The sequence below is a fragment of the Kitasatospora sp. NEAU-69 genome (genome assembly GCF_057158765.1).
Window position 1 is genome coordinate 42,517 of record NZ_JBWXUE010000008.1, and the last position, 25,152, is coordinate 67,668.

Below are 25,152 nucleotides of genomic sequence, written 5' to 3' on the forward strand. Positions count from 1 at the left end.
GTCAGCCCTCCTCGGTGAAGACGGTGGCGGGCGCCTGGACCTGGGCGAGCACGGCCCGGCCGAGTGCGGTGTCGGGGTTTCCCAGGTCGTAGGGGAGGTCGAAGTGGTTGCGTGCCGGGCTGACGATCTCGGTGACCGCGGCGCGCGGGCGGAGCAGCGCCGCCATGGTGTCGTGCTGGCGGACGAACTCCGCCGTCTCGACCCCGCCGCGGGCGATGACGATCGGCGGGAGCCGCTTCGGCAGGTGGTAGACCGGGCTGTTGCGCAGCGCGGCGTCGGCGTCCAGCCCCAGGGCGTCGTTCACGTAGCTGTGCCGCACGGGCTCGAGGTCGTAGATCCCGCTCAGCAGGGTGGCGCCGGCGATCCGCCGTGCGTCGTCCCGCACGAGCGCCATCGCCACGAGCTGGGCGCCCGCGGAGCTTCCGCTGAGATGAATGCGCCGCGGGTCTATGCCGAAGCGGGTGGCGTTGGCATGGATCCAGGCCACGGCTTCCCCGACCATGGTGACGATCCGGTCCAGCGGGTAGGCGGGTGCCAGCCCGTAGTCGAGCACCGCGAACGCGGTGCCGGCGGCGACGAAGTCCGGGGCGGCGAAGGCGGATTCCCCCTTCGTCACCTGCTGCCAGTTGCCGCCGTGCACGAACAGCTGGAGCGCGGACGCACCGCCGGTCACGGGAAACAGATCGAGCCGGGCCTCGGGGAGCGTGCCGTAATGCAGATCGGCGAATACTCGGTGATTCTCCCGGGCGGCCGCGCTGAGGGTCGCGTACTCATGCAGATAGAATGCGAGACTCGGCACGACGGAGCTGGGCGAGTATTCCCGGTCGAGCTCCTGGCGACTGAATCCGACATAGCCGCTGGAATTACTCATGAGCCGGTCCCGTGCTTTTCCAGGGCCTGCTGGAACACTTCGACGAACAGTGGGTCCATCGCATCCCGGCCGGGTCGGTACTGACCGGCGAAGCGCCGGTGGTACTCCTCGAACCAGTCCTTGCGCTCGTTCAGGAACAGCACGTCGTGCAGGGCCATCGACCGGATCGCCACCAGCGGCACCGGCGAGCGGTTGACGGGGAACCAGGGGTTCCGGGCGGCCGGCTCCTGGCACAACGGGTGGAACTGCCCGATCATCATGCCGCGGTGGACCGCCTCGGGCTTGACCGCCCGGTGCGCGTCATCGAGCAGGTGGCAGTCGGTCGGCGACAGATCGGGCAGGGCGACCAGGAGGCTTCGCAGCGTCGGGTTCGAGCCCTGCCACTCGATCAGATCGAATGCGTCCATGGCCTGGCGGATCATGTCGGTGATCGCCGCGAGGCCGGGGGCCGGGCCGGCCTTTCGCACCTGGATCTCCAGCGAATGCGCCCGTAGCGCGGGGAGGACGAAGGGGCAGACGGCCCCGCTGCGTCCGATCTGTTCGTGCGGCCGGCAGACGTAGTCGTCCAGCCAGTCGTGGATGACCGCCCGGATCCGCTGGTCCGGCGCCGCGGCCAGTGCGCGGAATCGCTCTTCGGCCTGCGATAACTCTTCCTGCGGCGGTATTCGAAACCGGTCCGGTCCACCGTCGGCCGAGGCCTCGTTTCCGGCCCGAGCATGGCTGTCCTGCATAGCTACTTCCTTCCCCCGTGGTATTTGGTAGCCATTCAGAGGCTAAGTGGAAGGAGCGAGACCACGCCAGCGCGAAGCCTCGGGAATCGCGGCTGAATACGCAACTCGTCAAGTGCCCCTCGGAGTGCGTCAGGTGTATCCGGGGGTGCGCCGGGCCTTCCGGACGGGCCGATAAATCATCTGCCCAGGTAGGCGCGTTGATCACTGACGGACACGCGTGATCTTTCTCGGCGGCTTGATCGTCCGGCCGCTTTCTCCGGGTCAGGTGAAGGCAAAATGGAGATCATGGAAATCCGGAAGCTTTCGGCCCATGGGCATTTACGTGGCCGGGGTGCCGGGGGTGGACCAGAGGTCGGCCGGCACGACGCCCACGGACCTGCCGTGTGGATCGAGCAGGTGGCCCAGCAGCTTGTCCTGACGGAGCATCACCGCACGGTCGACGATCTCCAGGCCGGGGTGCCGGGTCGCCAGCTGCATCTCGAACCGCAGGACGTCGGCGAGGGAGTGCAGGCTCGCCTCCACGATGAGGTTCTGCGGTCCGGTGACGGCGGCGCAGTTGCGGGTCTCCGGGTAGCGGACGATCGCGTGGCCGACCTCCGGCAGGTCCGCGGGCGGGACCCGGGCCCAGAAGGCGACCGCGACCGGCCAGCCGCCCAGTGGCCGGGCGAAGTCGCAGCGGAAGGTGATCAGCCCGAGGCGGACCAGCCGGTCGATCCGGCGCTTCACGGTGGCGGCACTGGTGTCCAGTTCGGTGGCCACCGCCTGGTAGGAGGCCCTGCCGTCGACGGCCAGCCGGCGCAGGATCGACCGGTCGAACGGGCTGATCTCCGGCGATCCCTGGCGGCTGGGCCGCTCGTCCGACGGCTCGCTCAGGCGGGCCCGCTGACCGGTGGCCAGCGCGTCGATGCGCCAACTGCCGCCCTCGACGAACATGTGCGTCACGATCCGGGGGCGCACGGCGGTCACGCCCTCGATCGCCGGCACGAGATCGAGGGTGAAGCGGGACATCGCGAGCAGGTCGCGGGTGGACACCGTGACGAGGAGGTCGTGGCTGCCGGCCGGACGCTCGATGGTGAGCGCGTGGGCGTGACGGCTCAGCGCCCGGGTCACGGCGGCGGCGCTGCCGACGGCGCACTCGACCTCCACGAAGGCCACGCAGACGTGGTCGAACAGGCGCGGACCGGGCGAGCCCAGCACCCAGGCATCGCCCCGCTGCTCCAGCCGGTTCCAGCGCCGGGCGACAGTGACCGGGTCCACCCCGAGCGCGCGCCCGAGCACCGTCCAGGAGGCCCGTGGGCGCAGTTGCAGGGCATGGACGAGCGCCAGGTCCTCCTCGCTCAGCAGTGCCGCTGTTTCCTGCATCCAAGTGCTCTTTCCTGCGGGATTCCTGCGTCTGCGCCGGTTCTGCCGATGATCATCGCACTCTGGGGCCGGCGGAGTTCCGGTGCCCCGGGATCCGATGGTTCGAGGAGCAAGGGATGGTCATGAGCGAGGCGCAGTCCAGGAGTCAGGCGCAGCCCAGGAGTCAGGCGTTCGGGTCCTACCAGAACGAGATCTATGCGGCCGGCCTGCGCGGGGTCGTGTCGTCGTACCCGATGACCTACGGCGGCTGGGAGGCGGGCGCGCAGGCCGCGCTGCCCCCGTCGGTCTGGTCGTACGTGGCGGGTGGCGCCGGGAACGAGCACACCCAGCGGGCCAACGTGGCCGCGTTCGAGGACTGGGGGCTGGTGCCGCGGATGCTCGTCGGGGCCGCGCAACGCGACCTGTCCGTCGAGCTGTTCGGGATACGGCTGCCGACGCCGCTGTTCATGGCGCCGGTCGGGGTCATCGGCCTGTGCGCCCAGGACGGGCACGGCGACCTCGCCACGGCACGGGCCGCCGCGCGCACCGGGGTCCCGATGATCGCCTCGACCCTGTCCGTGGACCCGATGGAGGAGGTGGCCGCGCAGTTCGGCGCGACCCCGGGCTTCTTCCAGCTCTACACCCCGACCGACCGGGACCTCGCCGAGAGCCTGGTGCGGCGCGCCGAGGCGGCCGGGTTCAAGGGCATCGTGGTCACCCTGGACACCTGGGTCACCGGGTGGCGCCCGCGGGACCTGGCGACCGGCAACTTCCCCCAGCTGCGCGGCCACTGCCTGACCAACTACACCAGCGACCCGGTCTTCCGCTCCCAGCTGGAGCGCAGCCCGCAGGAGGACCCCGGCGCGGCCGTCCTGCGCTGGATGCAGGTCTTCGGCAACCCGCTGACCTGGGACGACCTGCCCTGGCTGCGGTCGCTCACCACGCTGCCGCTGATCCTGAAGGGCATCTGCCACCCGGAGGATGTGCGCCGCGCCAAGGACGGCGGCGTGGACGGCATCTACTGCTCCAACCACGGCGGCCGCCAGGCCAACGGCGGGCTGCCGGCCCTCGACGCGCTGCCCGCCGTCGTCGACGCGGCCGGTGAGCTGCCCGTCCTGTTCGACTCCGGCGTCCGCAGCGGGACCGACGCGGTCAAGGCCCTCGCCCTGGGCGCCAGCGCGGTCGGTATCGGCCGCCCGTACGCCTACGGCCTCGCGCTGGGCGGCACCGAGGGCATCGTGCACGTCCTGCGCTCGGTCCTGGCCGAGGCGGACCTGACCATGGCGGTCGACGGCTACCCCGACCTCGCCGCACTCACGCGCGAGGCGCTGCGCCGCCTGCGCTGAGCTACCTGTGGTGGGCCGCCTGCGCTGAGCTACCTGCGCTGGGCTCGGCAGAATCCCGCTTGCCCCGTCCGGTAGTTTCGGACTTGTTCGAACTGTTCGATGAACTCGGCGGAGGGGTGCAGGACATGGGGCAAGTGGATCGGATCGAACGGGCTCGCCAGCTGTACGAGCAGGCGGTTTTCGGTGGCGCCGGCAAGGCGCTGGACTGCGCGGACCAGGAGCTGGACGGAGTCGAGGCGGACCTGCTGCTCGGGCGCGGGCGGGTGCTGCACGCGCGCTTCCTGATCGACCGTCAGGAGCGGCCGCAGCATCTCGCGGCGCTGGAGCGGGCGGTCGGGCTGTTCCGTTCGGTGGGTGACGTCCGGGGCGAGGCGGAGGCGTTGTTCTGGGTGGGCGCGTGCCACCAGGTGGTGCGTGGCGACGGTGCGGCGGCGCGGCGGTACTTCGAGGAGTCCGCCGCGCTCGCCGACGGCTTCGGCGACAAACTCACGCTCTCGTACGCCGTGCGGCACCTCGCGTTCGGCGACGCGGAGGCCGGGGAGCTCGCGCTGGCCCGCGAGCGCTTCGAGCAATCGGTGAGCCTGCGTGAGGAGTTGGGGTTCACGGCCGGGGTCGCCGCCGGCAAGCACGCGCTCGCCGAGTGGGAGTTGAGGCACGGGGACCGCGAGCGCGGCCGGGCGCTGCTGGACGAGGCCGCGCAGATCGCCCGGGGCGTCGGCGCGCAGGGCGTGCTGTCGTGGATCGAGGCGAGCCGCGGGCAGTTCGAGCAGCTGTAGCAGGCGGGGGAGTGGCAGGACGCCGACGGGCTCGCGGGTCATCCCGCGGGCCCGTCGCCCGTTCACCCGTTCGCCCGTCGATCGCCGCCCGGGGCTCCGGGCACCGGGTGGCGGGGTCGTACGTTGGCAGAGGGGAAGGTACCGGCACGGAACGGAAGGCGGGTGCAGCGTCGATGGGCAGTGTGGGGACGCCGCCCGAGGGCGGCGCGGACGAGTCGGGTGACTGGGACGACGTCGTGCTGGACGAGGACTTCGTTCGTTCGGCGCCGGTCGCCGAGGCGTCCGGCCGGGCCCGGATGCTGACCGCGCGGTGGCGCCGGGAGCCGCCGCAGCCGGAGCCGTGGCGCTCCGACCAGCCACCGGCCGGGTGGTTCTGGAGCCGGGTGCGCAAGGGGCGCCGGCGCCGCGGCTGAGCCGCTGCTGACCCGTGGCCGGCCCGCCGCGAACCGGCGGGCACGGGGGTCAGTCCTCGGTGGGGTCCGCGAGCCCGAGGCGCAGGTGCTCGGTGTGGTAGACGGCCTGGTCGAGCAGCGCGGACACGTGGTCGTCGTAGAGTGCGTAGACGATCGAGCGCCCGTTGCGCCGGCCGACCACGAGGCCCAGATTGCGCAGCAGCCGCAGCTGGTGCGAGCAGGCGGACTGCTCCATCCCGACCGCGTTGGCGAGTTCCGTGGCGGCGCAGGGCCCCTCGCGCAGGCGGGCCAGGATCAGCAGGCGGGACGGCGTGGCCAGGGCCTGGAGCGTGGTGGCGACGCTGCTCGCGTTGCCGGCGTCCAGCCGGGCCGGCGGAACGCTCCCGCGCTCGGCGGTCTCGACGCTCTTGGTGTCCTCGGCGGTGTGCCCGCCGGTGCGCGTAACGGCTCCATGACCCATGGCGTCCATCATACTGATGACGAATGAAGAGCTGTTCATGTATTCCTGTAAGGTGAGGTCTCATGACCTCCCTGCTCACCACGCGCCCGGCAGCCGACGCCACTGGCGCGGCCGCCACCGCCGCTCTCGCCGCACCTCGGCGGCGGACCCGGGCGTTCGCGCTGCCCGAGGTCCGCTGGGCCGCGGCCGCGACCGCGTTCTTCCTGATCGCACTCGCCCTCCAGCTGACCGGCGGTACCGCCTGGGCCTGGGGCCCGCTCTACGCGCTCGCCTACGCGGCCGGCGGCTGGGAGCCGGGCTGGGCGGGCCTTCAGGCGCTGCGCGAGAAGACGCTGGACGTCGACCTGCTGATGATCGTGGCCGCGCTCGGCGCCGCCGGGATCGGTCAGGTGATGGACGGTGGGCTGCTGATCGTCATCTTCGCCACCTCCGGTGCGCTGGAGGCGGTGGCCACCGCGCGGACCGCCGACTCGGTGCGCGGGCTGCTCGACCTGGCGCCCGCCACTGCCACCCGCCTGAGCGCCGCCACCGCCACCGCCACCGCCGACGGCGGTGAGGAGACGGTCGCGACGGCCGAGCTGGCGGTCGGCGACACGATCCTGATCCGGCCCGGCGAGCGGATCGGTGCGGACGGACGAGTCCTGGCCGGCGTGAGCGACGTGGACCAGGCGACGATCACCGGCGAGCCGCTGCCGGTCGCCAAGGGGCCGGGGGACGAGGTCTTCGCCGGCACGCTGAACGGGACGGGCGCGCTGCGGGTGACCGTCGAGCGGGACGCCGCCGACTCGGTGATCGCCCGGATCGTGCAGCTGGTCGAGGAGGCGTCCGAGACCAAGGCGCCCACCCAGCTCTTCATCGAGAAGATCGAGCAGCGCTACTCGCTCGGCATGGTCGCCGCGACGCTCGCCGTCTTCGCCGTGCCGCTCGCCTTCGGCGCCGGTGTGAGCGGATCGCTGCTGCGCGCGATGACGTTCATGATCGTGGCTTCGCCGTGCGCCGTCGTGCTGGCGACCATGCCGCCGCTGCTCAGCGCGATCGCGAACGCGGGGCGGCACGGCGTGCTGGTCAAGTCCGCCGTCGTGATGGAGCGGATCGGGCAGGTGGACGCGGTCGCGCTGGACAAGACCGGCACGCTGACCGAGGGCGTGCCGCAGGTCACCGGCATCCGGCCGCTGGCCGGCTCGGGCCTGGACGAGGACGGGCTGCTGGCCCTGGCAGCCGCCGCCGAGCACCCGAGCGAGCACCCGCTGGGCCGCGCGGTGGTCGGCGCCGCCCGCTCCCGCGGCCTGCCGCTCGGGGCGGCCGAGGAGTTCGCGGCCACGCCCGGGGTCGGGGTCGGCGCGCTGGTCGCGGGGCAGTGGGTGGAGGTGGGCGCGCCGCAGCGCCTTCCGGCCGGCCACCGGGCCGGTGCGGCGATCGGTGCGGATGCCGTGACGGCCGCTGCCGCCGATCGCGCCGTGGCGGAGCTGGAGCGCGACGGGCTGACGGCGGTGCTGGTGGTCCGCGACGGCGTCCCGGTCGGGGTGCTCGGCATCGCCGACCGCCTGCGGCCGGACGCGGTCGGCACGGTGGCCGCGCTCGGCGCCCTCACCGGCGCGGTGCCGATCCTGCTGACCGGTGACAACCCGTCCGCCGCTGTTCGGATCGCGGCGGAAGTCGGCATCACCGACGTCCGGGCCGGGCTGCTCCCCGCCGACAAGGTGGCCGCCGTGCGCGAGTGCGAGCAGGCCGGGCGCCGGGTGCTGGTGATTGGTGACGGTGTCAACGACGCGCCGGCGCTGGCCGCCGCACACATCGGGATCGCGATGGGCCGGGCCGGGTCGGACCTGGCACTGGAGACGGCGGACGCGGTGATCGTGCGCGACGAGCTGGCCACCGTGCCCCGGGTGCTGGCCCTGTCCAGGCGGGCCCGGGCGCTGGTGGTGCAGAATCTGGTGATCGCGGCGTTCTTCGTCACCGGCCTGGTGGTCTGGGATCTCGCCGGGCACCTGCCGCTGCCGCTGGGAGTGCTGGGGCACGAGGGATCGACGGTGATCGTCGGACTGAACGGTCTGCGGCTGCTGCGCGAGGCCGCCTGGCAGCGTGCCGGTGGTGCGGCGGTCCATGCGGCGGTGCAGGTGACAAGGACGAGGGAAGGGGAGCGATGAGCCGGCGAGGCGGGCGCAAGGGCGGGGCGGCGGGCGAGGGGGTGCCGCGCTGCACGGTGACGGTCTGCCGGGGCTGCTGCTGCGGTACGCCGAAGGTGCCGGGGCTCGACCACGCGGCGCAGTTCACGGGCCTGCGGCAGGCACTCGCCGGGGTGGCCGAGGTGCGCCCGGTCGGGTGCCTCGACGCCTGCGAGCGCGCGAATGTGATCGTCATACAGCCCTCGGCGGAGGGTCGCCGGGCCGGCGGCCGCCCGGTCTGGCTGGGTCAGGTGAACGACCCGGAGGCCTCGCGGGACATCACCGAGTGGGTCGCCGCGGGCGGCCCGGGCCTGGCCGACCCGCCGGGCGTGCTGGACCTCTACGCCTTCGCGCCGTCCCGCCGGGTCCGCGAGGCGGTCGAGGGCTGACGATCCGCTGCGAGGCCGGGCGGCGTTGTGACAGAGCAGGAGCGTTTCCGTGACACGGACGGAGTTCTGAACAGCGCCGATCGCGGGCACAATGACGGTCAGCGGAGATGCCGCGAGCGAGGCGGCCGGCTGGGCCCGGCCGGGGGGAGTGCCGACATGCAGGCCGATATCAAGGGCAGCACGCTGCCGGTGCTGGAGATCCAGCTGGGTGCGGGCGAGAGCGTGGTCTCCGCGCACGGTGAGCTGTCGTGGATGTCCGCGAACGTGCAGATGTCCCAGACCACGAACGCCGGCGGCCAGCGGGGCGGCGGGCTGCTCGGCACGCTCAAGCGGGCGGTCGGCGGCGGCGGGATCTTCCTGACCCAGTACCAGGCGCACGGCGGCGCCGGCCTGGTGGCCTTCGCCGCGAAGGTGCCCGGACACATCGTGCCGGTGGACATCGCGCCCGGCCGCAGCATGCTCGTACACCGGCACGGCTGGGTCTGCGGCACGCCCGGCGTCGCGCCGACCGTCGCGCTCCAGCAGTCGTTCCGCGGTGGCCTGTGGGGCGGCGACGGCTTCGTGCTGCAGCGGCTGGAGGGCCAGGGCCGGGCCTGGGTCGAGCTCTCCGGCGAGCTCACCCGGTACAGCCTGGCGCCCGGTCAGACCATGCTCGTCCACCCCGGCCACGTCGGGATGTTCGAGGAGCAGGTGCGGTTCTCCATCACCACCGTGCCCGGCATCGCGAACAAGATCTTCGGTGGCGACGGCTACCACCTGGTCGCGCTGACCGGGCCCGGCGAGATCTGGCTGCAGAGCATGCCGCTGCCCAACCTGGCGCACGCGCTCGAGCCGTACCTGGCCCGGGATGCCGCGACGGCCGGCGCCGAGGGTGTCGGCCTCGGCTCGATCGTCGGCGGCATCCTGCGCAGCTGACGAGCAGCTGACGAGCAGTCGGCGAGCAGTCGGCTCCGCGCCGTGTGGGGTCAGTCCTGGCCGAGCCAGAGGTCCGGCCCGAAGACCTCGTAGTGGATCGCGGACGCGGGCAGCCCGGCGGCGAGCAGCTGGCTGCGGGCGGCGCGCAGGAACGGGAGCGGGCCGCAGAGGTAGGCGGTGGCGTCGGCCGGTAGCTCCCCGGAGCCGGCGAGGGCGGCGAGGTCGAGCCGGCCGGTGCGCTCGGCGGGCCAGCCGGCCTCCGGCCGCTCGTACCAGACGTGCGCGGTGGCCGAGGGCAACTTCCGGGTGAGCTGGTCGAGTTCGGCGCGGAACGCGTGCGCGGCGGGGCTACGGTCGGCGTGCACCGAGACCACCCGGCGGGTGGCACCGGTCTCGGCGAGCTGCCAGAGCATGCCGATCATCGGGGTGCAGCCGATGCCGGCCGAGACCAGCAGCACGGGGGAGTCGGTGCTCTCGTCGAGGTGCACGTCGCCGGCCGGGGCGCTGATCCACAGCGGGGTGCCCACCCCGGCGTGCTCGTGCAGGTGGTTGGAGACCTCGCCGAGCGGGGTGCCGGCGACCCGCTTGACGGTGAACCGCAGCTCGCCGTCGCTCTCGCCGGAGAGGCTGTACTGCCGTATCTGCCGTGCGCCGTCCGGCAGTTCGACCTGGACCGAGACGTACTGGCCGGGGCGCCGGGCGGGCAGCGGCGCGCCGTCCGCGGGGGCGACCAGGAAGGAGACGACGTCCTCGGCCTCCGTCACCCGACCGGTCACCCGGTAGTCGCGCCAGACCTGACCGTCCGGGTTGTCGCCCTGCCCGTAGAGGTCGGCCTCGATGGCGATCAGCGCGTTGGCCATCAGCCAGAAGACCTCGTCCCAGGCGGCGGCGACCTCGGGGGTCACCGCCTCGCCGAGCACCTCGACGATCGCGGCGAACAGGTGCTCCTGGACGACGTGGTACTGCTCGGGCCGGATGCCGAGCGAGACGTGCTTGTGCGCGATCCGGGCCAGCATCGCGTCGGGGCGGACGTCCGGGCGCTCGACCAGCAGGGTGGCGAACGCGGCGATCGAGCCGGCCAGGGCCTGCTGCTGGCTGCCGTTCGCCTGGTTGCCCCGGTTGAAGAGGTCGCGCAGCAGCTCGGGGTGGGCGGCGAAGAGCTTGCGGTAGAAGAGCGGGGAGATCTCCCCGATCGCGCCGCCGACCACGGGAAGGGTCGTGCGGACGGTCTCCAGCGCCTTCTCGGACAGCATCGGGCAACTCCAAACTGGTAGATGATCTTCGCATTTGAAAGGGTGCGAATGCGCCCGCGTGAGGGTGCGGGCGCAGGATCGCGGATTCAGTCCGCCGGGCGCGGACTCAGTGCGAGCAGGATCGGGCCGGTGGGCGGGGCCACCAGGTCCTGGATCGAGAGCGGGTCGAGCGAGGCGTAGAACGCCTCCTGGGCGCCTCGCAGTGCCCCGCGCAGCCGGCAGGCGGCCCGCAGTGGACACGGCGGGTCGTCCTCGCAGCCGACGGGGTCGCCGACTCCCTCCAGCTCCCGGACCAGCCCGCCGAGCGAGCCGGTCCGTCCGGCCTGGGTGAGCACCAGTCCGCCACCGTTGCCGCGCCGGGCCTCCACCACCCCCAGGTGCTGGAGCCGGCTCACCACCTTCGCGGCGTGGGTGTACGGCACGTCCACGGCCGCGGCCACCTCGCGGGTGGTCGGGTTCTGGCCCTCCAGGACCGCCAGTCGCATGGCGATCCGCAGGGCGATGTCCGTTCCCTTGGTCAGTCGCACGTTGACGACTCTAGTCAGATTGGCATCTCAGAGTCCAATTACATCGGATGCCCGGTTTCACTGCGCTGCTCCGGTGACACGTCCGGACGCGTGCGGATGCCCGATCGGTGCAGGGCTGCCAACGTGACAGGCAGCGACCGACCGGGTTCGGGCCGAGGGCCGAGGGCCGAGGTCAAAGGGCCGAGGGCAGAGGAGCGCACGATGGCGCAGGTGCAGGGCGGTTGGGCGATGCCGGTGGCGGCCGGGCCGCCGGAGTTCCTGCCGGTGCTGGACGTCATGGAGCCGGCGAGCCAGCGGCGGTGGACCGTGCTGCTGCGGTGGCTGCTGGTGATCCCGCAGGCCATCGTGCTCTGGGTGCTCTCGATCGCGGCGTTCTTCGTGGTGATCGTCGGCTGGTTCGCCGCGCTCTTCACGGCGAGGCTGCCCGAGTCGATCGCGCGCTTCCTGACCGCGTACGTGGGCTACGAGAGCCGGGTGACGGCGTACGCGACGCTGCTCGTCGAGGACTATCCGCCGTTCGCGCTCTGGCCGGCGGCCCAGGAGCCGGGGCAGGGCCACGGCGGGGCGCAGTACCCGGTGCAGTACCCGGTGCGGATCGAGGTGCGGCCCGACCGGCTGAACCGGCTGGCGGTCTTCTTCCGGCTGATCCTGATGATCCCGGCCGGGATCATCAGCGGCCTGCTCTACACGGGCTGGCTCGTCGCCGCCTTCGTGCTCTGGCTGATCGTGCTGATCGCCGGGCGGATGCCGCGGCCGGTCTTCGAGGCGACGGCGGCCGCGGTCCGGTTCCGGATGCGGCTCACGGCGTACGGGCTGCTGCTGACCTCGGCGTACCCCAAGCGGCTGTTCGGCGACGGCGAGGCGGTGGCCGCCGGCGAGCGGTACTCGGCGACCCGGCCGCTGGTGCTCAGCGGGTGGGGCAAGGGCCTGGTGGTGCTCTTCCTGGTGCTGGGCCTGGGCAGTGACGTGGGGAACTCGTTCTGGAACAACTCCTCGGACTCGAAGTCGGACAACCCGACCGTCAGCACGGCGCCGAACCGGCCGATGCATCCGTCGCTGCGCTGGGGCAACAGCCAGCTGGGGTGACACCCGCCCGTGTGGGGCTGCGGGGCGGCCTCAGCCGAGGAACCCGCGCAGCAGCGCGGCGGTCGCTTCCAGGTGCTCCTCGGTGAAGCGGCGGGCCGATTCGACGTCCCCGGTGAGGATCGCCTCGACCATCGCCCGGTGCTGCTGGGAGGCGTGCTCGATGTTGCGTTCCAGCATGGGTATCGCGTTCAGCAGGTCGTTCAGCCGCATCCGGCTCTCGGCGACGCCGGCCGCCAGCGAGTGCGAGCCGGTCAACTCGGCGATCGCCAGGTGGAAGCGCGAGTCGAGCCGGCGGTAGGCGTCCGCGTCGGCGCCCTCCAGATCGGCCAACCGCCGTGCCAGGTAGTCACACTGATCCTCGGTCAGCTCCCGCCGGGCGGCCTGTTCGGAGGCGCCGGTCTCCAGCACCATCCGGTAGGTCAGCGCGTCCTCCAGCTCCGCGCCCATGTCCTGGACGGCGCGGCGCAGTTCGCCGAGTGACGGCGGCGGCAGCCGGTAGGTGACGAAGGTGCCGCCGTAGCGGCCGCGGCGCGACTCCACGCAGCCGGCCTCCTGGAGCGAGCGGATCGCCTCGCGCAGCGTCTCGCGGCTGATGCCGAGCCGGGTGGCCAGCTCGCGCTCGGCCGGCAGCCGGTCGCCGTAGCCGAAGACGCCGAGCTTGACCGCCTCGAGGATCCGCTCGACCGTCTCCTCGAAGGCGTTGCCGGTCCGGACGGGGCGGAAGATCGCACCGCCCTGCCAGTCCATCCGCGGGTCGCGGTCGCCAATGAGGTCCACGAGGCGAATCGTACCCAGGTGCGAGCCCCGGTGACCTGTGAGCTTCCGTCCGGGGCTGACCTCTTGACGCGGTGCTGGCGGAGGGTGAACCATGCGCACTACGCCAAAGGTCTGGTTCCGGTCCATTGGCCGCCACAACGCTGTGGGCGCACATTTCGGACTCCCCCACCGAACCCCCAAGGGGTGCGCATGTCTCCTGAAACCTCACCCGTCGACCAGCCTGACAGACCACTGTTGCCGACGGCGACCGCCGATGTTGCGATCGCCGACACCACCGCCGGCGCCGTCTCCGCCGACGAGCAGCGGCTGCGCGAACTCGGCTACACCCAGGAACTGGCCCGTTCGCTCTCCGGCTTCTCCAACTTCGCCGTCTCCTTCTCGATCGTCTCCATCCTCTCCGGCTGTCTCACCCTCTACGGCTTCGGCATGGCGACCGGCGGTCCGGCGCTGATCACCTGGGGCTGGCCGGTGGTCGGCGTGATGACGCTCTTCGTCGGCCTCGCCATGGCCGAGATCTGCTCCGCCTACCCGACCGCGGGCGGCCTGTACTACTGGTCCGCCAAGCTGGCACGCGTCCATGCCCCGGCCGCGAGCTGGTTCACCGGCTGGTTCAACTTCCTCGGCCAGGTGGCCGTCACCGCGAGCGTCGACTACGGCGCCGCGAGCTTCACCAACGCACTGCTGGACCTCCAGTGGGGCTTCGCCGCCACCCCGGCGCACACGGTCGAGATCTTCGCGGTGATCCTGCTGCTGCACGGCCTGCTGAACGCGCTGGGCGTGCGACTGGTCGCGATCTTCAACACGGTCAGCGTCTGGTGGCACCTGGTCGGCGTGCTGGTCATCGTCGGCGCGCTGGTGCTGGTGCCCGCCCACCACACCTCGGCCTCGGTCGTCTTCGGCAAGTTCGTCAACGAGACCGGCTTCCACAGTTCCTTCTACGTCGCGCTGCTCGGCCTGCTGCTCGCGCAGTACACGCTCACCGGCTACGACGCCTCGGCGCACATGACCGAGGAGACCCAGGACGCGGCCCGCTCGGGCCCGCGCGGCATCGTCAACTCGATCCTGGTCTCGCTGGTGGCCGGCTGGATCCTGCTGCTCGGCATGACCTTCGCGATCCAGAACTACGACGGGGAGCTGAACACCGCGACCGGCGTGCCGCCGGCGCAGATCTTCCTCGACGCGATCGGCGCGACCGGCGCCAAGCTGCTGCTGCTCATCGTGATCGGCGCGCAGTTCTTCTGCGGGATGGCCTCGGTCACCGCCAACTCCCGGATGATCTACGCCTTCTCGCGGGACGGCGCGCTGCCCGGCAGCAAGCTCTGGCACCGGATCGCACCGCGCACCCAGACCCCGAACAACGCGATCTGGCTGGCCACCGGCGGGGCGTTCCTGCTCGGCCTGCCGGCGCTGTGGAACTCCACCGCGTTCGCCGCCGTCACCTCGGTCTCGGTGATCGGCCTCTACCTCGCTTACGTGATCCCGGTCTACCTCAGGCTGCGCCAGGGTGACGGATTCCAGCGCGGCCCCTGGCACCTGGGCCGCTGGAGCCGGCCGATCGGCATCGTGGCGGTGGCCTGGACGGCACTGATCACCGTGCTCTTCATGCTGCCGACGGTCAGCCCGATCACCGCGAAGAACTTCAACTACACCTCGGTGGCGGTCCTGGTGGTGCTCGGCTTCGCCGGCCTCTGGTGGCTGCTCTCCGCGCGGCGCTGGTTCACCGGTCCGCGCATCCAGGACACCGCCCCCGCTACCACCATGGAGGAGATTCGATGAGTGGCGCCCGGCTGACGCTGGATCAGCTCCGCGCAAGCGTCGCCGACGGCAGCATCGACACCGTCGTGCTCGCCATGACCGACATGCAGGGCCGCTTGCAGGGCAAGCGGCTGGCCGCCGACTACTTCCTCAGCGACGTGGTTCCGCACGCCGCCGAGGGCTGCGGCTACCTGCTCGCCGTGGACATCGACATGAACACCGTGGACGGCTACGAGAACTCCTCCTGGGAGACCGGCTACGGCGACTTCGTGTTCATCCCCGACCTGAGCACGCTGCGGATGATCCCCTGGCACCCGGCCACCGTGATGGTGCAGTGCGACGTGGCGCAGCACGACGGCACGCCGGTCGCCGCCTCGCCGCGGCAGATCCTGCGCCGCCAGCTGGACCGGCTCGCCGGCTACGGCTGGCAGGCCTACGTGGGCACCGAGCTGGAGTTCATCGTCTTCAAGGACAGCTATGAGCAGGCCTGGGACAAGAACTACCAGCAGCTGACCCCGGTCAACCAGTACAACGTGGACTACTCGATCCTCGGCACCTCCCGGGTCGAGCCGCTGCTGCGCCGGCTGCGCAACGAGATGGCCGGTGCCGGGCTGACCGTCGAGTCGGCCAAGGGCGAGTGCAACCTGGGCCAGCACGAGATCGCGTTCAAGTACTCGACGGCGCTGCAGACCTGCGACGACCACTCGGTGTACAAGACCGGCGCGAAGGAGATCGCCGCGCAGGACGGCGTCAGCCTCACCTTCATGGCGAAGTACAACGAGCGGGAGGGCAATTCCTGCCACATCCACCTGAGTCTGCGCGACGCCGCGGGCGCGCCGGTGATGGCGGGGGAGGGGCCGAACGGCTTCTCGAAGACGATGGAGCACTTCCTGGCCGGTCAGCTCGCCTGCCTGGCGGAGTTCTCGCTGCTGCTGGCGCCGACCGTCAACTCCTACAAGCGGTACGTGCCGGGCAGTTTCGCGCCGACCGCGATCGCCTGGGGTCGCGACAACCGGACCTGTGCGCTGCGGGTGGTCGGCCACGGCCCCTCGCTGCGGTTCGAGAACCGGGTGCCCGGCGGTGACGTCAACCCGTACCTCGCGGTCGCCGCGCTGATCGCGGCCGGCCTGCACGGGATCGAGCAGGAGCTCGAGCTGGAGCCGGAGTTCACCGGCAACGCGTACGCCTCCGACGCACCCCGGGTGCCCGCCACGCTGCGCGACGCGGTGGACGCCTTCGAGCGCAGCGAGGTCGCCGCGCTGGCCTTCGGCAAGGACGTCGTGCGCCACTACACGCACGCCGGCCGGGTCGAACTCTCCGCCTTCGAGGCGGCGGTGACCGACTGGGAGCGCCGGCGCGGATTCGAGCGGCTGTGACCGTCGCACCGCTGGTCGGCATCACCAGCTATCTGGAGCAGGCGAGTTGGGGCGTCTGGTCGCAACCGGCCGCACTGATCTCGCAGTTGTACGTGGACGCGGTGACGGCAGCCGGCGCGGTGCCGGTGCTGCTGCCGCCGCAGCCGGCCGACTCCACCGTGGCCCGCGCACTGCTGGCCAGGCTCGACGGCCTGGTGGTGGCCGGCGGCCCGGACGTCGCCCCCGGCCGCTACGCGGCGCTGCCGCACCCGCGCACCGGGGCTCCGCACGAGCTGCGCGACTCCTGGGAGTTCACGCTGCTGGCCGAGGCGCTGGAGCAGGACCTGCCGGTGCTCGGCGTCTGCCGGGGCCTCCAGGTGCTCAACGTGCTGCTCGGCGGCGACCTGGTCCAGCACCTGCCCGAACGCACCGGCGACGAGACCCATCAGGTGGCGCCCGCCACCTTCCACCGCCGCGAGGTGCGGATCGAGCCGGGCAGCCGGCTCGACCGGATCCTCGGGGAGCGCAGCGAGGTGCTCTGCTACCACCACCAGGCGGTGGACCGGATCGGCGCCGGGCTCACCCCGGTGGCCTGGAGCGCCGACGGGACGGTGGAGGCCATGGAGGTCGACGGCGCCCGGTTCGCACTCGGCGTGCAGTGGCACCCGGAGGCCGACCCGGCCGACCCGCGGCTCTTCGAGGCGTTCGTCAGTGCAGTCAACTCGACTGAGGAGAAAGAGAAGTGACTGAAGATCAGACCTCCTTCGAGGTGGTCAACCCGGCCACCGAGGAGGTCATCGAGACGGTGGCGATGGCCGGCCTGGCCGAGACCGACGCCGCGATCGCGCGGGCCAAGGCCGCGTTCGAGAGCTGGCGCCGGGTCAGCCCGGCCGACCGGGCCCGGCTGCTGCGGGCCTTCGCCGCCGCCGTGGACGCCGCGCGCGAGGAGCTGGCCTGGCTGGAGGTCGCGAACGCCGGCCACACGATCGGCAACGCCCGTTGGGAGGCCGGCAACGCGCGGGACGTGCTGGAGTACTACTCCGCCGCGCCCGAGCGGCTGTTCGGCCGGCAGATCCCGGTGGCCGGCGGCATCGACGTCACGTTCCAGGAGCCGCTGGGCGTGGTCGGCGTGATCGTCCCGTGGAACTTCCCGCTGCCGATCGCCGCCTGGGCGCTGGCCCCGGCGCTCGCGGCCGGCAACACCGTGGTGCTCAAGCCGGCCGAGCTGACCCCGCTGACCGCGCTGCGGCTCGCCGAACTGGCCCTGCAGGCGGGGCTGCCGGAGGGCGTCCTGCAGGTGCTGCCCGGCTACGGCCCGGTGGTCGGCCGGCGCTTCGTCACCCACCCGGACGTGCGCAAGGTGGTCTTCACCGGCTCCACCCGGGTCGGCAAGGAGATCGCGGCCGGCTGCGCCGAGCAGGTCAAGCCGGTGACGCTGGAGCTCGGCGGCAAGAGCGCGAACATCGTCTTCGCCGACGCCGACCTCGCCAAGGCCGCCGCGACCGCGCCGTACGCCGTCTTCGACAACGCCGGGCAGGACTGCTGCGCCCGCTCGCGGATCCTGGTCCAGGAGAGCGTGCTGGACGAGTTCCTCGCGCTGCTGGAGCCCGCCGTGCTGGGCGTCAAGGTCGGCGACCCGCGCGACGAGAAGACCGAGATGGGTCCGCTGATCTCGGCCGCGCACCGGGCCCGGGTCGCGTCCTACCTGACCGAGGACGTCTCGATCCACCTGCAGGGCGCCGCCCCCGAGGGCAAGGGCTTCTGGTTCCCGCCCACCGTGCTGGCGCCGGTGGACCAGGACTCCCGGGTCTTCACCGAGGAGATCTTCGGCCCGGTCGTCGCCGTCGTCCCGTTCCGCGACGAGCAGGACGCGCTGCGGATCGCGAACTCCGGCGAGTACGGCCTGTCCGGCTCGATCTGGACCAGGGACCTCGGGCGCGGGCTGCGGATGGCGCGCGGTGTGGAGGCCGGCAACCTGTCGGTCAACTCGCACTCCTCGGTGCGCTACTCGACCCCGTTCGGCGGGTTCAAGCAGTCCGGCCTGGGCCGTGAGCTCGGCCCGGACGCCCTCAACGCCTTCACCGAAACCAAGAACGTCTTCATCTCCACGGAGGAATGAGCACTATGACCAAGCGCCTCGACGGCCGGGTGGCCGTCATCACCGGTGCGGGTAGCGGCATCGGCCTGGCCACCGCGCGGCGGTTCGCCGCCGAGGGTGCCAAGGTCGTCTGCGTGGACCTGGACGAGGCCTCGGGCAAGGCCGCGGCCGACGAGGTCGGCGGCCTGTTCATCAAGGCCGACGTCACCGACGAGGACGCGGTGCGCGAGATGTACCAGACCGCCGTGGACACCTACGGCAGCCTGGACATCACGTTCAACAACGCCGGCATCTCGCCGCCCGAGGACGACTCGATCCTGACCACCGGGCTGGAGGCATGGAAGCGGGTCCAGGACGTCAACCTGACCAGCGTCTACCTCTGCTGCAAGTACGCGATCCCGCACATGCAGCGCCAGGGCAAGGGCTCGATCATCAACACCGCCTCGTTCGTGGCGGTGATGGGCGCGGCGACCTCGCAGATCTCCTACAGCGCCTCCAAGGGCGGAGTGCTGGCGATGTCGCGCGAGCTCGGCGTGCAGTTCGCCCGCGAGGGCATCCGGGTCAACGCGCTCTGCCCGGGCCCGGTGAACACGCCGCTGCTTCAGGAGCTGTTCGCGAAGGACCCGGAGCGGGCCGCCCGCCGCCTGGTGCACATCCCGCTCGGCCGGTTCGCCGAGCCGACCGAGATCGCCGCCGCGGTCGCCTTCCTGGCCAGCGACGACTCCTCGTTCATGACCGCCAACACGTTCCTGGTGGACGGCGGCATCTCGGGGGCGTACGTCACGCCCGAGTAACCACCGGGCATGCTTGCGCGGCAACCGCCCCGGGGCGTTGACTGACACCGATGGTGAACCGGTCGACGCCCCGGGGTCGTGAGTCGTGCGAGGAGAGGATCTGCCCGTGCAGCAGCATGCGGACCAGTACATCGGCGGTCGCTGGCAGCCCACCCTGGGCGGCGGCTCGCTGGAGGTGCTGAATCCGGCCACCGAGCAGCCGATCGCGACCGTCCCGGCCGGCACCGCCGCCGACGTGGCCGCCGCGGTGGCCGCCGCCCGCGCGGCCGCGCGTGGCTGGGGCGCGAGCAGCCGCGAGGAACGGCTGGCCGCGCTGACCCGGCTGCGGGACGGCCTGGCGGCCGGGCAGCAGCGGATCGCCGAGACGATCAGCGCCGAGCAGGGCAGCCCGCTCGACTTCGCGCTCAATGTGCAGGCCGGGCTGCCGCTCGCGGTCGCCTCCTCCTACCTGGAGATCCTGGCCGAGTACCCGTTCGAGGAGAAGGTCGGCAACTCCCGGGTCTTCGCCGAGCCGGCCGGCGTGGTCGGCGCGATCACGCCGTGGAACTACCCGCTGCACCAGATCGTCGCCAAGGTCGTCCCGGCCCTCGCGGCCGGCTGCACGGTCGTGCTCAAGCCCGCCGAGGACACCCCACTGGTGGCCCGGCTCTTCGCCGAGCTGGTGCACGAGGCCGGCCTCCCGGCCGGCGTCTTCAACCTGGTCACCGGCATCGGGACGGTGGCCGGCGCCGCGCTGGCCGAGCACCCCGGGGTGGACCTGGTCTCCTTCACCGGCTCGACGGCGGTCGGCCGCTCGATCGGCGAGGCCGCCGGGCGCGGGATCAAGAGGGTCGCGCTGGAGCTCGGCGGCAAGTCGGCGAACGTGGTGCTGCCCGGCGCCGACCTGGCCCGCGCGGTCAACGTCAACCTGGCCAACGTCTTCGCGAACTCCGGCCAGACCTGCACGGCCTGGACCCGGCTGCTGGTGCACGAGGACCAGTACGAGGAGGCCGTCGAACTGGCCGCCGCGGGCACCGCGAAGTACCGGCCGGGCGACCCGCAGGCACCCGGCACCCGGCTCGGCCCGGTGGTCAGCGCCAAGCAGCGCGAGCGGGTGCGCGGGTACATCGCCGGCGGTCTGGAGCAGGGCGCCCGGCTGGTGGCCGGTGGCCTCGACGCGCCGGCCGGACTCGACCGCGGCTACTACGTGCAGCCGACCGTGCTGGCGGACGTCACGCCGGAGATGACCGTGGCCCAGGAGGAGATCTTCGGCCCGGTGCTCTCGATCCTCGCCTACCGGGACGAGGAACACGCGCTGGAGATCGCGAACGGCACCGCGTACGGGCTGGCCGGCGGCGTCTGGGCGGCGGACGAGGAGACGGCGGTCGCCTTCGCCCGCCGGCTGGACACCGGCCAGGTGCACATCAACGGCGGGCGGTTCAACCCGCTCGCGCCGTTCGGCGGTTTCAAGGCCTCGGGGGTCGGACGCGAACTCGGCCGGCACGGGCTGGAGGAGTTCCTGCAGTCGAAGTCCCTCCAGCTCTAGACCAGTTGAACCCCCGCCGACCGACAACCGTTGACTGTTAGGAATTCATGATGGTTCGCGCTGCCCTGCTCACCGCCACCGGGGCCCCGCTGGAGCTCACCGAGATCGAGCTGCCCGACCCCGGGCCCGGCCAGGTCCGGGTGAAGCTGGCCGCCGCCGGCGTCTGCCACTCCGACCTGTCGCTGGCCACCGGCGTGCTGCGCGCCAACCTGCCGGTGGTGCTCGGGCACGAGGGCGCGGGCACCGTGCTCGCGGTCGGCGAGGGAGTCGAAACGGTCCGGCCCGGCGACCAGGTGGTGCTCAACTGGGCTCCCGCCTGCGGCCATTGCCACCTGTGCGCGATCGGCGAACCGTGGCTCTGCGAGAACTCGGGCACGGCCGCCACCGAGGTCTACGGCACGCTCGCCGACGGCACCGGCGTCTACCCCGGCCTCGGCGTGGCCGCGTTCGCCGAGGAGACGCTGGTGAGCGAGCGCGCGCTGCTGCCGCTGCCGGACGGCATCCCGCTGGCCTCGGCCGCGCTGCTCGGCTGCGCGGTGCTGACCGGCTACGGCGCGGTGCACCACAGCGCACGGGTCCGGGCCGGCGAGTCGGTGGTCGTCTTCGGCCTCGGCGGGGTCGGCCTCGCGGTGCTCCAGGCTGCCCGGATCGCCGGGGCCGGGCCGATCATCGCGGTGGACGTCAGCCCGGAGAAGGAGGAGCTGGCGCGCCGCCACGGCGCCACCGACTTCGTCCTGGCCGACGAGCAGACGCCGCGCACGGTGCGGAAGCTGACCGGGAACCACGGCGCCGACCACGCGATCGAGTGCGTCGGCCGGGGCAGCACGATCCGGGCCGCCTGGTCCTCGACCCGGCGCGGCGGGCGGACCACGGTGGTCGGGATCGGCGGCAAGGAGGACCTGGTCTCGTTCTCCGCGCTGGAGGTCTTCTACTTCGCCCGCACGCTCAGCGCGTGCGTGTACGGCGACAGCGAGCCGGCCCGGGACATCCCGGTGCTCGCCGAGCACGTGCGGGCCGGGCGGCTCGACCTGGACGCGCTGATCACCGACCGGATCACGCTCGCGCAGATCCCGGAGGCGTTCGAGCGGATGGCCGCCGGGCGCGGCGGGCGTTCGCTGGTGGTGTTCTAGAAGAACGGTACTGATCGACGAAGCGGGCCGCTCCTCGGCGAAAGAGGGGCGGCCCGCTTCGGTTCGGTAGGCGGTCAGCCCGCCAGTGCGGCCTTGCCCGCGAGCTGGACCTTGGCCTGCTCGGTGATCCGGCGGCCGAGGTGCTCGGCGGTCGCGATGTCGGACTTGTGCACGCCCTCCGCGCCCTGGTCGTTGTTGCTCTGAGCGGCGGCGCCGAGGAAGAAGCCGAGCCGGTTGAGGTCGAACTCCGAGGCGGTGGAGGAGTTCCAGCCGGGCAGCAGGCCCAGGCTCACCCAGTTCATGCCGTGCTGCGCCGCGAAGATGGTGAGGAACTGCAGCGTGCTGAGCTTGTCGCCGCTCTTGGAGGCCGAGTTGGTGAAGCCGGCCGCGAGCTTGTCCTGCCAGGCCCGGCCGAACCAGCGCTTGGCGCTCGCCTCGGCGAAGGTGTGGAAGGCACCGGAGGCGCCGCCCATGTAGGTCGGCGAGCCGAACACGATGGCGTCCGATGTGTCCAGCAGCTCCCACTGGGCGTCGGTGATCTCGTCGACCTTGATCAGGTGGACGGTCGCGCCGGCCTCTGCGGCGCCGGTGCGGACGGCCTCGGCGATGACGGTGGTGTGGCCGTAGCCGGAGTGGTACGCGACGGAGACGACGGGGCTGGTCACAGGGGGCTCCTCAGTGGTGCGGGTTGCGGCGTGGTGCGATGAGAAAAGGAAAGCACTTTCGTTTCGACAGTGCAACCCATCGCACAGTGCTGTCCAAAAGTCGGCGCTGTGGTTTCGAGCAGTGCGCGCGTATGATGCCGCTATGGCGACTGACCGCATCCCGGAGACCACCTCCGATCACGAGTCCGGTGCCCTGGCCGAAGCCTCGGTGGACCTGCCCTACGACGTCTTCGCGCGCGCGTGCCCGTCCCGGCACGTGCTGAAGGACGTCACGCACGCCTGGGGCAGCCTCACGCTGGTCGGGCTGCTGGACGGCAGCTTCCGCTTCAACGAGCTGCGCCGCCGGGTGGACGGCGTGAGCGAGAAGATGCTGTCGCAGACGCTGAGCGCGCTGGAGCGCGACGGCATGGTGCACCGCGACGCGCAGCTGACCAATCCGCCGCGCGTCGACTACCGGCTCACCGAGCTCGGTCGCGAGGTCGCCGAGCAGTTGTCGGCGCTGGTCAACCTGGTCGAGGACCGGATGCCGCAGGCCCTGGAGGCGCAGCACCGCTACGACGCGGAGCACGGCGGCTGAGCCGTTCGCCACTCCGTGGCCGCAGTGCTGAGCTGTTCGCCACTCCGTGACCGGAGTGGAATGCAACTAGTTGCATAAGCGATCCGGCGTGCCCTACCGTTCGGTAACCACCTTGCGCGAGGAGACTGCCGGATGAGCGCCTACCCCCACCTGATGAGCCCGCTCGACCTGGGCTTCACCACCCTGCCCAACCGGGTCCTGATGGGCTCCATGCACGTGGGCCTGGAGGAGGCGCCGGACGGCTTCGAGCGGATGGCCGAGTTCTACGCCACCCGCGCGCGCGGCGGCGTCGCCCTGATCGTCACCGGTGGCATCGCGCCGAACGAGGCCGGACGCCCGTGGGCCGGCGGCGCGAAGCTCAGCACCGAGGCGGAGGCCGCCGAGCACCGGCAGATCACCGAGGCCGTGCACGCCGCCGGCGGCCGGATCGCGATGCAGATCCTGCACTTCGGCCGGTACGCCTACCACCCCGAGCTGGTCGCGCCGAGCCCGGTGCAGGCGCCGATCAGCCCGTTCGTGCCGAACGAGCTCACCGCCGAGCAGATCGAGCAGACCATCGAGGACTTCGTCCGCTGCGCCGAGCTGGCCAAGCTGGCCGGCTACGACGGCGTCGAGGTGATGGGCTCCGAGGGCTACCTGATCAACGAGTTCATCGCCGCGCAGACCAACCAGCGCACCGACGAGTGGGGCGGCTCGTACGAGAACCGGATGCGGTTCCCGGTCGAGATCGTCCGGCGGGTGCGCGAGCGGGTCGGCCCGGAGTTCATCCTGATCTACCGGCTGTCGATGCTCGACCTGGTCCCCGGCGGCTCCACGCTGGCCGAGGTGGTCCAGCTCGCGCAGGCGATCGAGGCGGCCGGCGCGACCATCATCAACACCGGCATCGGCTGGCACGAGGCGCGGATCCCGACCATCGCCACCTCGGTGCCGCGCGGCGCGTTCGCCTGGGTCACCAAGAAGGTGATGGGCTCGGTCTCGATCCCGCTGGTGACGGCGAACCGGATCAACACCCCCGAGCTGGCCGAGCAGCTGCTCGCCGACGGCAGCGCCGACATGGTCTCGCTGGCCCGCCCGATGCTGGCCGACCCGGACTTCGTCGCCAAGGCCGCCGCCGGCACGCCGGAGGCGATCAACACCTGCATCGGCTGCAACCAGGCCTGCCTGGACCACACCTTCAGCATGAAGATCACCTCCTGCCTGGTGAACCCGCGCGCCTGCCACGAGACCGAGCTGGTGCTCGCCCCGACCCGGCTGCGCAAGCGGATCGGCGTCGTCGGCGCCGGCCCGGCGGGTCTGGCCTTCGCCGTCTCGGCGGCCGAACGCGGCCACGCCGTCACGCTCTTCGACGCGGCCGGCGAGATCGGCGGGCAGCTCAACATCGCCCGCCAGGTGCCCGGCAAGGAGGAGTTCAACGAGACGCTGCGCTACTACCGGCACCAGCTCGCGCAGCACCGGGTCGAGCTGCGGCTCGCCACCAGCGTGACCGCCGAGAGCCTGGCGGCCGAGGGCTTCGACGAGGTGGTGCTGGCCACCGGCGTCACCCCGCGCGACCCGCAGATCCCCGGCAGCGACCACTCGAGCGTGGTCAACTACCTGGACGTGCTGCGCGACAAGGCGCCGGTCGGCGAGCGGGTCGCGATCGTCGGCGCCGGCGGCATCGGCTTCGACGTCGCCGAGTACCTGACCCAGTCCGGCGAGTCCGCCAGCCAGGACCTGCCGGCCTTCCTCGCCGAGTGGGGCGTGGACGCCGAGCACAGCACCCCCGGTGGGCTGACCAAGCCGGTCCGCCGCCCGGTGCCGCGCAGCGTGCACCTGCTCCAGCGCAAGTCCACCAAGGTCGGCGCCGGCCTCGGCAAGACCACCGGCTGGATCCACCGCACGGAGCTCAAGCACCGCGGCGTCACCATGGTCGCGGGCGTCTCGTACGAGCGGATCGACGACGCCGGCCTGCACCTGACGGTGGACGGCGAGCCGCAGCTGCTGCCGGTGGACACCGTGGTGCTCTGCGCCGGGCAGGAGCCGCGCCGCGAGCTCGTCGAGGGGCTGCGCGCGCTCGGGGTCGAGCCGCACCTGATCGGCGGCGCGGACGTCGCGGCCGAGCTGGACGCCAAGCGGGCGATCGACCAGGGCACCCGGCTGGCCGCCGCGCTCTGAGGCCCTGATGGGGTGAGGATGGCGGGCGCTCGGCTCGGACGACAGCGCC

24 protein-coding genes are annotated in these 25,152 nt (G+C 72.1%); 16 read left to right on the top strand and 8 right to left on the bottom strand.

Annotated features, from left to right (window positions below; all coding sequences use genetic code 11):
* Nucleotide 1: 1 nt before the first annotated feature.
* From AC060L_RS11460 to AC060L_RS11470, 3 genes are all read right to left on the bottom strand, one after another.
* Entirely contained in the window at nucleotides 2–799 is a 798-nt protein-coding gene (locus AC060L_RS11460) for an alpha/beta hydrolase (RefSeq protein WP_483798542.1), read from the bottom strand.
* A gap of 68 nt (nucleotides 800–867) precedes the next feature.
* Nucleotides 868–1,602, bottom strand: a complete 735-nt coding sequence (locus AC060L_RS11465) for a DUF6875 domain-containing protein (RefSeq protein ID WP_483798543.1) — start codon at nucleotides 1,600–1,602, stop codon at nucleotides 868–870.
* A 318-nt stretch (nucleotides 1,603–1,920) separates the two neighbouring features.
* A complete protein-coding gene (locus AC060L_RS11470) occupies nucleotides 1,921–2,964 on the bottom strand; it encodes an Lrp/AsnC family transcriptional regulator (RefSeq protein ID WP_483798544.1) in 1,044 nt (347 codons plus the stop codon).
* A gap of 122 nt (nucleotides 2,965–3,086) precedes the next feature.
* Between AC060L_RS11470 and AC060L_RS11475 the strand changes: the two genes are divergently transcribed.
* The 3 genes from AC060L_RS11475 to AC060L_RS11485 all read left to right on the top strand — a co-directional run bounded on the left by AC060L_RS11475 (nucleotide 3,087) and on the right by AC060L_RS11485 (nucleotide 5,478).
* Entirely contained in the window at nucleotides 3,087–4,289 is a 1,203-nt protein-coding gene (locus AC060L_RS11475) for a lactate 2-monooxygenase (protein WP_483798545.1), read from the top strand.
* Between the two features lie 125 nt (nucleotides 4,290–4,414).
* On the top strand, nucleotides 4,415–5,065 hold the full coding sequence (locus AC060L_RS11480; protein ID WP_483798546.1) for a tetratricopeptide repeat protein: 651 nt from the start codon (nucleotides 4,415–4,417) through the stop codon (nucleotides 5,063–5,065).
* Between the two features lie 173 nt (nucleotides 5,066–5,238).
* The gene (locus AC060L_RS11485) at nucleotides 5,239–5,478 is read left to right on the top strand and encodes an SGM_3592 family protein (protein ID WP_483798547.1); all 240 of its coding nucleotides are present in this window, start codon (nucleotides 5,239–5,241) and stop codon (nucleotides 5,476–5,478) included.
* Between the two features lie 49 nt (nucleotides 5,479–5,527).
* On the opposite strand, the gene AC060L_RS11490 is transcribed toward AC060L_RS11485, so the two are convergent.
* Nucleotides 5,528–5,938 (bottom strand): ArsR/SmtB family transcription factor, encoded by a 411-nt coding sequence (locus tag AC060L_RS11490; protein WP_483798548.1) that lies wholly within the window; start codon nucleotides 5,936–5,938, stop codon nucleotides 5,528–5,530.
* A 62-nt stretch (nucleotides 5,939–6,000) separates the two neighbouring features.
* Between AC060L_RS11490 and AC060L_RS11495 the strand changes: the two genes are divergently transcribed.
* The 3 genes from AC060L_RS11495 to AC060L_RS11505 all read left to right on the top strand — a co-directional run bounded on the left by AC060L_RS11495 (nucleotide 6,001) and on the right by AC060L_RS11505 (nucleotide 9,407).
* Nucleotides 6,001–8,085: a heavy metal translocating P-type ATPase gene (locus AC060L_RS11495; RefSeq protein WP_483798549.1), complete on the top strand. Its 2,085-nt coding sequence runs from the start codon at nucleotides 6,001–6,003 to the stop codon at nucleotides 8,083–8,085.
* A complete protein-coding gene (locus AC060L_RS11500) occupies nucleotides 8,082–8,492 on the top strand; it encodes a (2Fe-2S) ferredoxin domain-containing protein (RefSeq protein WP_483798550.1) in 411 nt (136 codons plus the stop codon). The genes AC060L_RS11495 and AC060L_RS11500 overlap by 4 nt, the downstream gene beginning before the upstream one ends.
* Before the next feature lie 156 nt (nucleotides 8,493–8,648).
* Nucleotides 8,649–9,407 (top strand): AIM24 family protein, encoded by a 759-nt coding sequence (locus AC060L_RS11505; RefSeq protein WP_483798551.1) that lies wholly within the window; start codon nucleotides 8,649–8,651, stop codon nucleotides 9,405–9,407.
* A 50-nt stretch (nucleotides 9,408–9,457) separates the two neighbouring features.
* Here the strand turns inward: AC060L_RS11505 and AC060L_RS11510 are convergent, their stop codons facing one another.
* A complete protein-coding gene (locus AC060L_RS11510; RefSeq protein ID WP_483798552.1) occupies nucleotides 9,458–10,660 on the bottom strand; it encodes a globin domain-containing protein in 1,203 nt (400 codons plus the stop codon).
* Between the two features lie 86 nt (nucleotides 10,661–10,746).
* Nucleotides 10,747–11,187: an RrF2 family transcriptional regulator gene (locus AC060L_RS11515; RefSeq protein WP_483798553.1), complete on the bottom strand. Its 441-nt coding sequence runs from the start codon at nucleotides 11,185–11,187 to the stop codon at nucleotides 10,747–10,749.
* A gap of 201 nt (nucleotides 11,188–11,388) precedes the next feature.
* Between AC060L_RS11515 and AC060L_RS11520 the strand changes: the two genes are divergently transcribed.
* Nucleotides 11,389–12,273, top strand: a complete 885-nt coding sequence (locus tag AC060L_RS11520; protein ID WP_483798554.1) for a DUF4389 domain-containing protein — start codon at nucleotides 11,389–11,391, stop codon at nucleotides 12,271–12,273.
* A gap of 30 nt (nucleotides 12,274–12,303) precedes the next feature.
* Here AC060L_RS11520 and AC060L_RS11525 read toward each other — a convergent pair whose 3' ends face one another.
* The gene (locus tag AC060L_RS11525; RefSeq protein WP_483798555.1) at nucleotides 12,304–13,050 is read right to left on the bottom strand and encodes a FadR/GntR family transcriptional regulator; all 747 of its coding nucleotides are present in this window, start codon (nucleotides 13,048–13,050) and stop codon (nucleotides 12,304–12,306) included.
* Between the two features lie 189 nt (nucleotides 13,051–13,239).
* Here AC060L_RS11525 and AC060L_RS11530 point away from each other — a divergent pair, with 189 nt between their 5' ends.
* The 7 genes from AC060L_RS11530 to AC060L_RS11560 all read left to right on the top strand — a co-directional run bounded on the left by AC060L_RS11530 (nucleotide 13,240) and on the right by AC060L_RS11560 (nucleotide 21,707).
* The gene (locus tag AC060L_RS11530) at nucleotides 13,240–14,826 is read left to right on the top strand and encodes an amino acid permease (RefSeq protein WP_483798556.1); all 1,587 of its coding nucleotides are present in this window, start codon (nucleotides 13,240–13,242) and stop codon (nucleotides 14,824–14,826) included.
* The gene (locus AC060L_RS11535) at nucleotides 14,823–16,181 is read left to right on the top strand and encodes a glutamine synthetase family protein (RefSeq protein ID WP_483798557.1); all 1,359 of its coding nucleotides are present in this window, start codon (nucleotides 14,823–14,825) and stop codon (nucleotides 16,179–16,181) included. Before AC060L_RS11530 ends, AC060L_RS11535 begins: the two co-directional genes overlap by 4 nt.
* Nucleotides 16,178–16,906, top strand: a complete 729-nt coding sequence (locus AC060L_RS11540) for a gamma-glutamyl-gamma-aminobutyrate hydrolase family protein (protein WP_483798558.1) — start codon at nucleotides 16,178–16,180, stop codon at nucleotides 16,904–16,906. The genes AC060L_RS11535 and AC060L_RS11540 overlap by 4 nt, the downstream gene beginning before the upstream one ends.
* Nucleotides 16,903–18,279 (top strand): aldehyde dehydrogenase family protein, encoded by a 1,377-nt coding sequence (locus AC060L_RS11545; RefSeq protein WP_483798559.1) that lies wholly within the window; start codon nucleotides 16,903–16,905, stop codon nucleotides 18,277–18,279. The genes AC060L_RS11540 and AC060L_RS11545 overlap by 4 nt, the downstream gene beginning before the upstream one ends.
* Nucleotides 18,276–19,052, top strand: coding sequence for a 3-oxoacyl-ACP reductase (locus AC060L_RS11550; RefSeq protein WP_483798560.1), 777 nt, complete (start codon nucleotides 18,276–18,278; stop codon nucleotides 19,050–19,052). The genes AC060L_RS11545 and AC060L_RS11550 overlap by 4 nt, the downstream gene beginning before the upstream one ends.
* A 106-nt stretch (nucleotides 19,053–19,158) precedes the next feature.
* Nucleotides 19,159–20,577, top strand: coding sequence for an aldehyde dehydrogenase family protein (locus AC060L_RS11555; RefSeq protein WP_483798561.1), 1,419 nt, complete (start codon nucleotides 19,159–19,161; stop codon nucleotides 20,575–20,577).
* Between the two features lie 50 nt (nucleotides 20,578–20,627).
* Nucleotides 20,628–21,707 carry a Zn-dependent alcohol dehydrogenase gene (locus AC060L_RS11560; protein WP_483798719.1) on the top strand — a complete coding sequence of 360 codons (1,080 nt, stop codon included), beginning with the start codon at nucleotides 20,628–20,630 and terminating at the stop codon, nucleotides 21,705–21,707.
* 74 nt (nucleotides 21,708–21,781) lie between these two features.
* On the opposite strand, the gene AC060L_RS11565 is transcribed toward AC060L_RS11560, so the two are convergent.
* Nucleotides 21,782–22,372 (bottom strand): flavodoxin family protein, encoded by a 591-nt coding sequence (locus AC060L_RS11565; RefSeq protein WP_483798562.1) that lies wholly within the window; start codon nucleotides 22,370–22,372, stop codon nucleotides 21,782–21,784.
* 142 nt (nucleotides 22,373–22,514) lie between these two features.
* On the opposite strand from AC060L_RS11565, the gene AC060L_RS11570 reads away from it, so the two are divergent.
* Together AC060L_RS11570 and AC060L_RS11575 are read left to right on the top strand one after the other, a co-directional pair.
* On the top strand, nucleotides 22,515–22,949 hold the full coding sequence (locus tag AC060L_RS11570) for a winged helix-turn-helix transcriptional regulator (protein ID WP_483798563.1): 435 nt from the start codon (nucleotides 22,515–22,517) through the stop codon (nucleotides 22,947–22,949).
* Between the two features lie 132 nt (nucleotides 22,950–23,081).
* Nucleotides 23,082–25,103 carry an oxidoreductase gene (locus tag AC060L_RS11575; protein ID WP_483798564.1) on the top strand — a complete coding sequence of 674 codons (2,022 nt, stop codon included), beginning with the start codon at nucleotides 23,082–23,084 and terminating at the stop codon, nucleotides 25,101–25,103.
* Nucleotides 25,104–25,152: the final 49 nt, after the last annotated feature.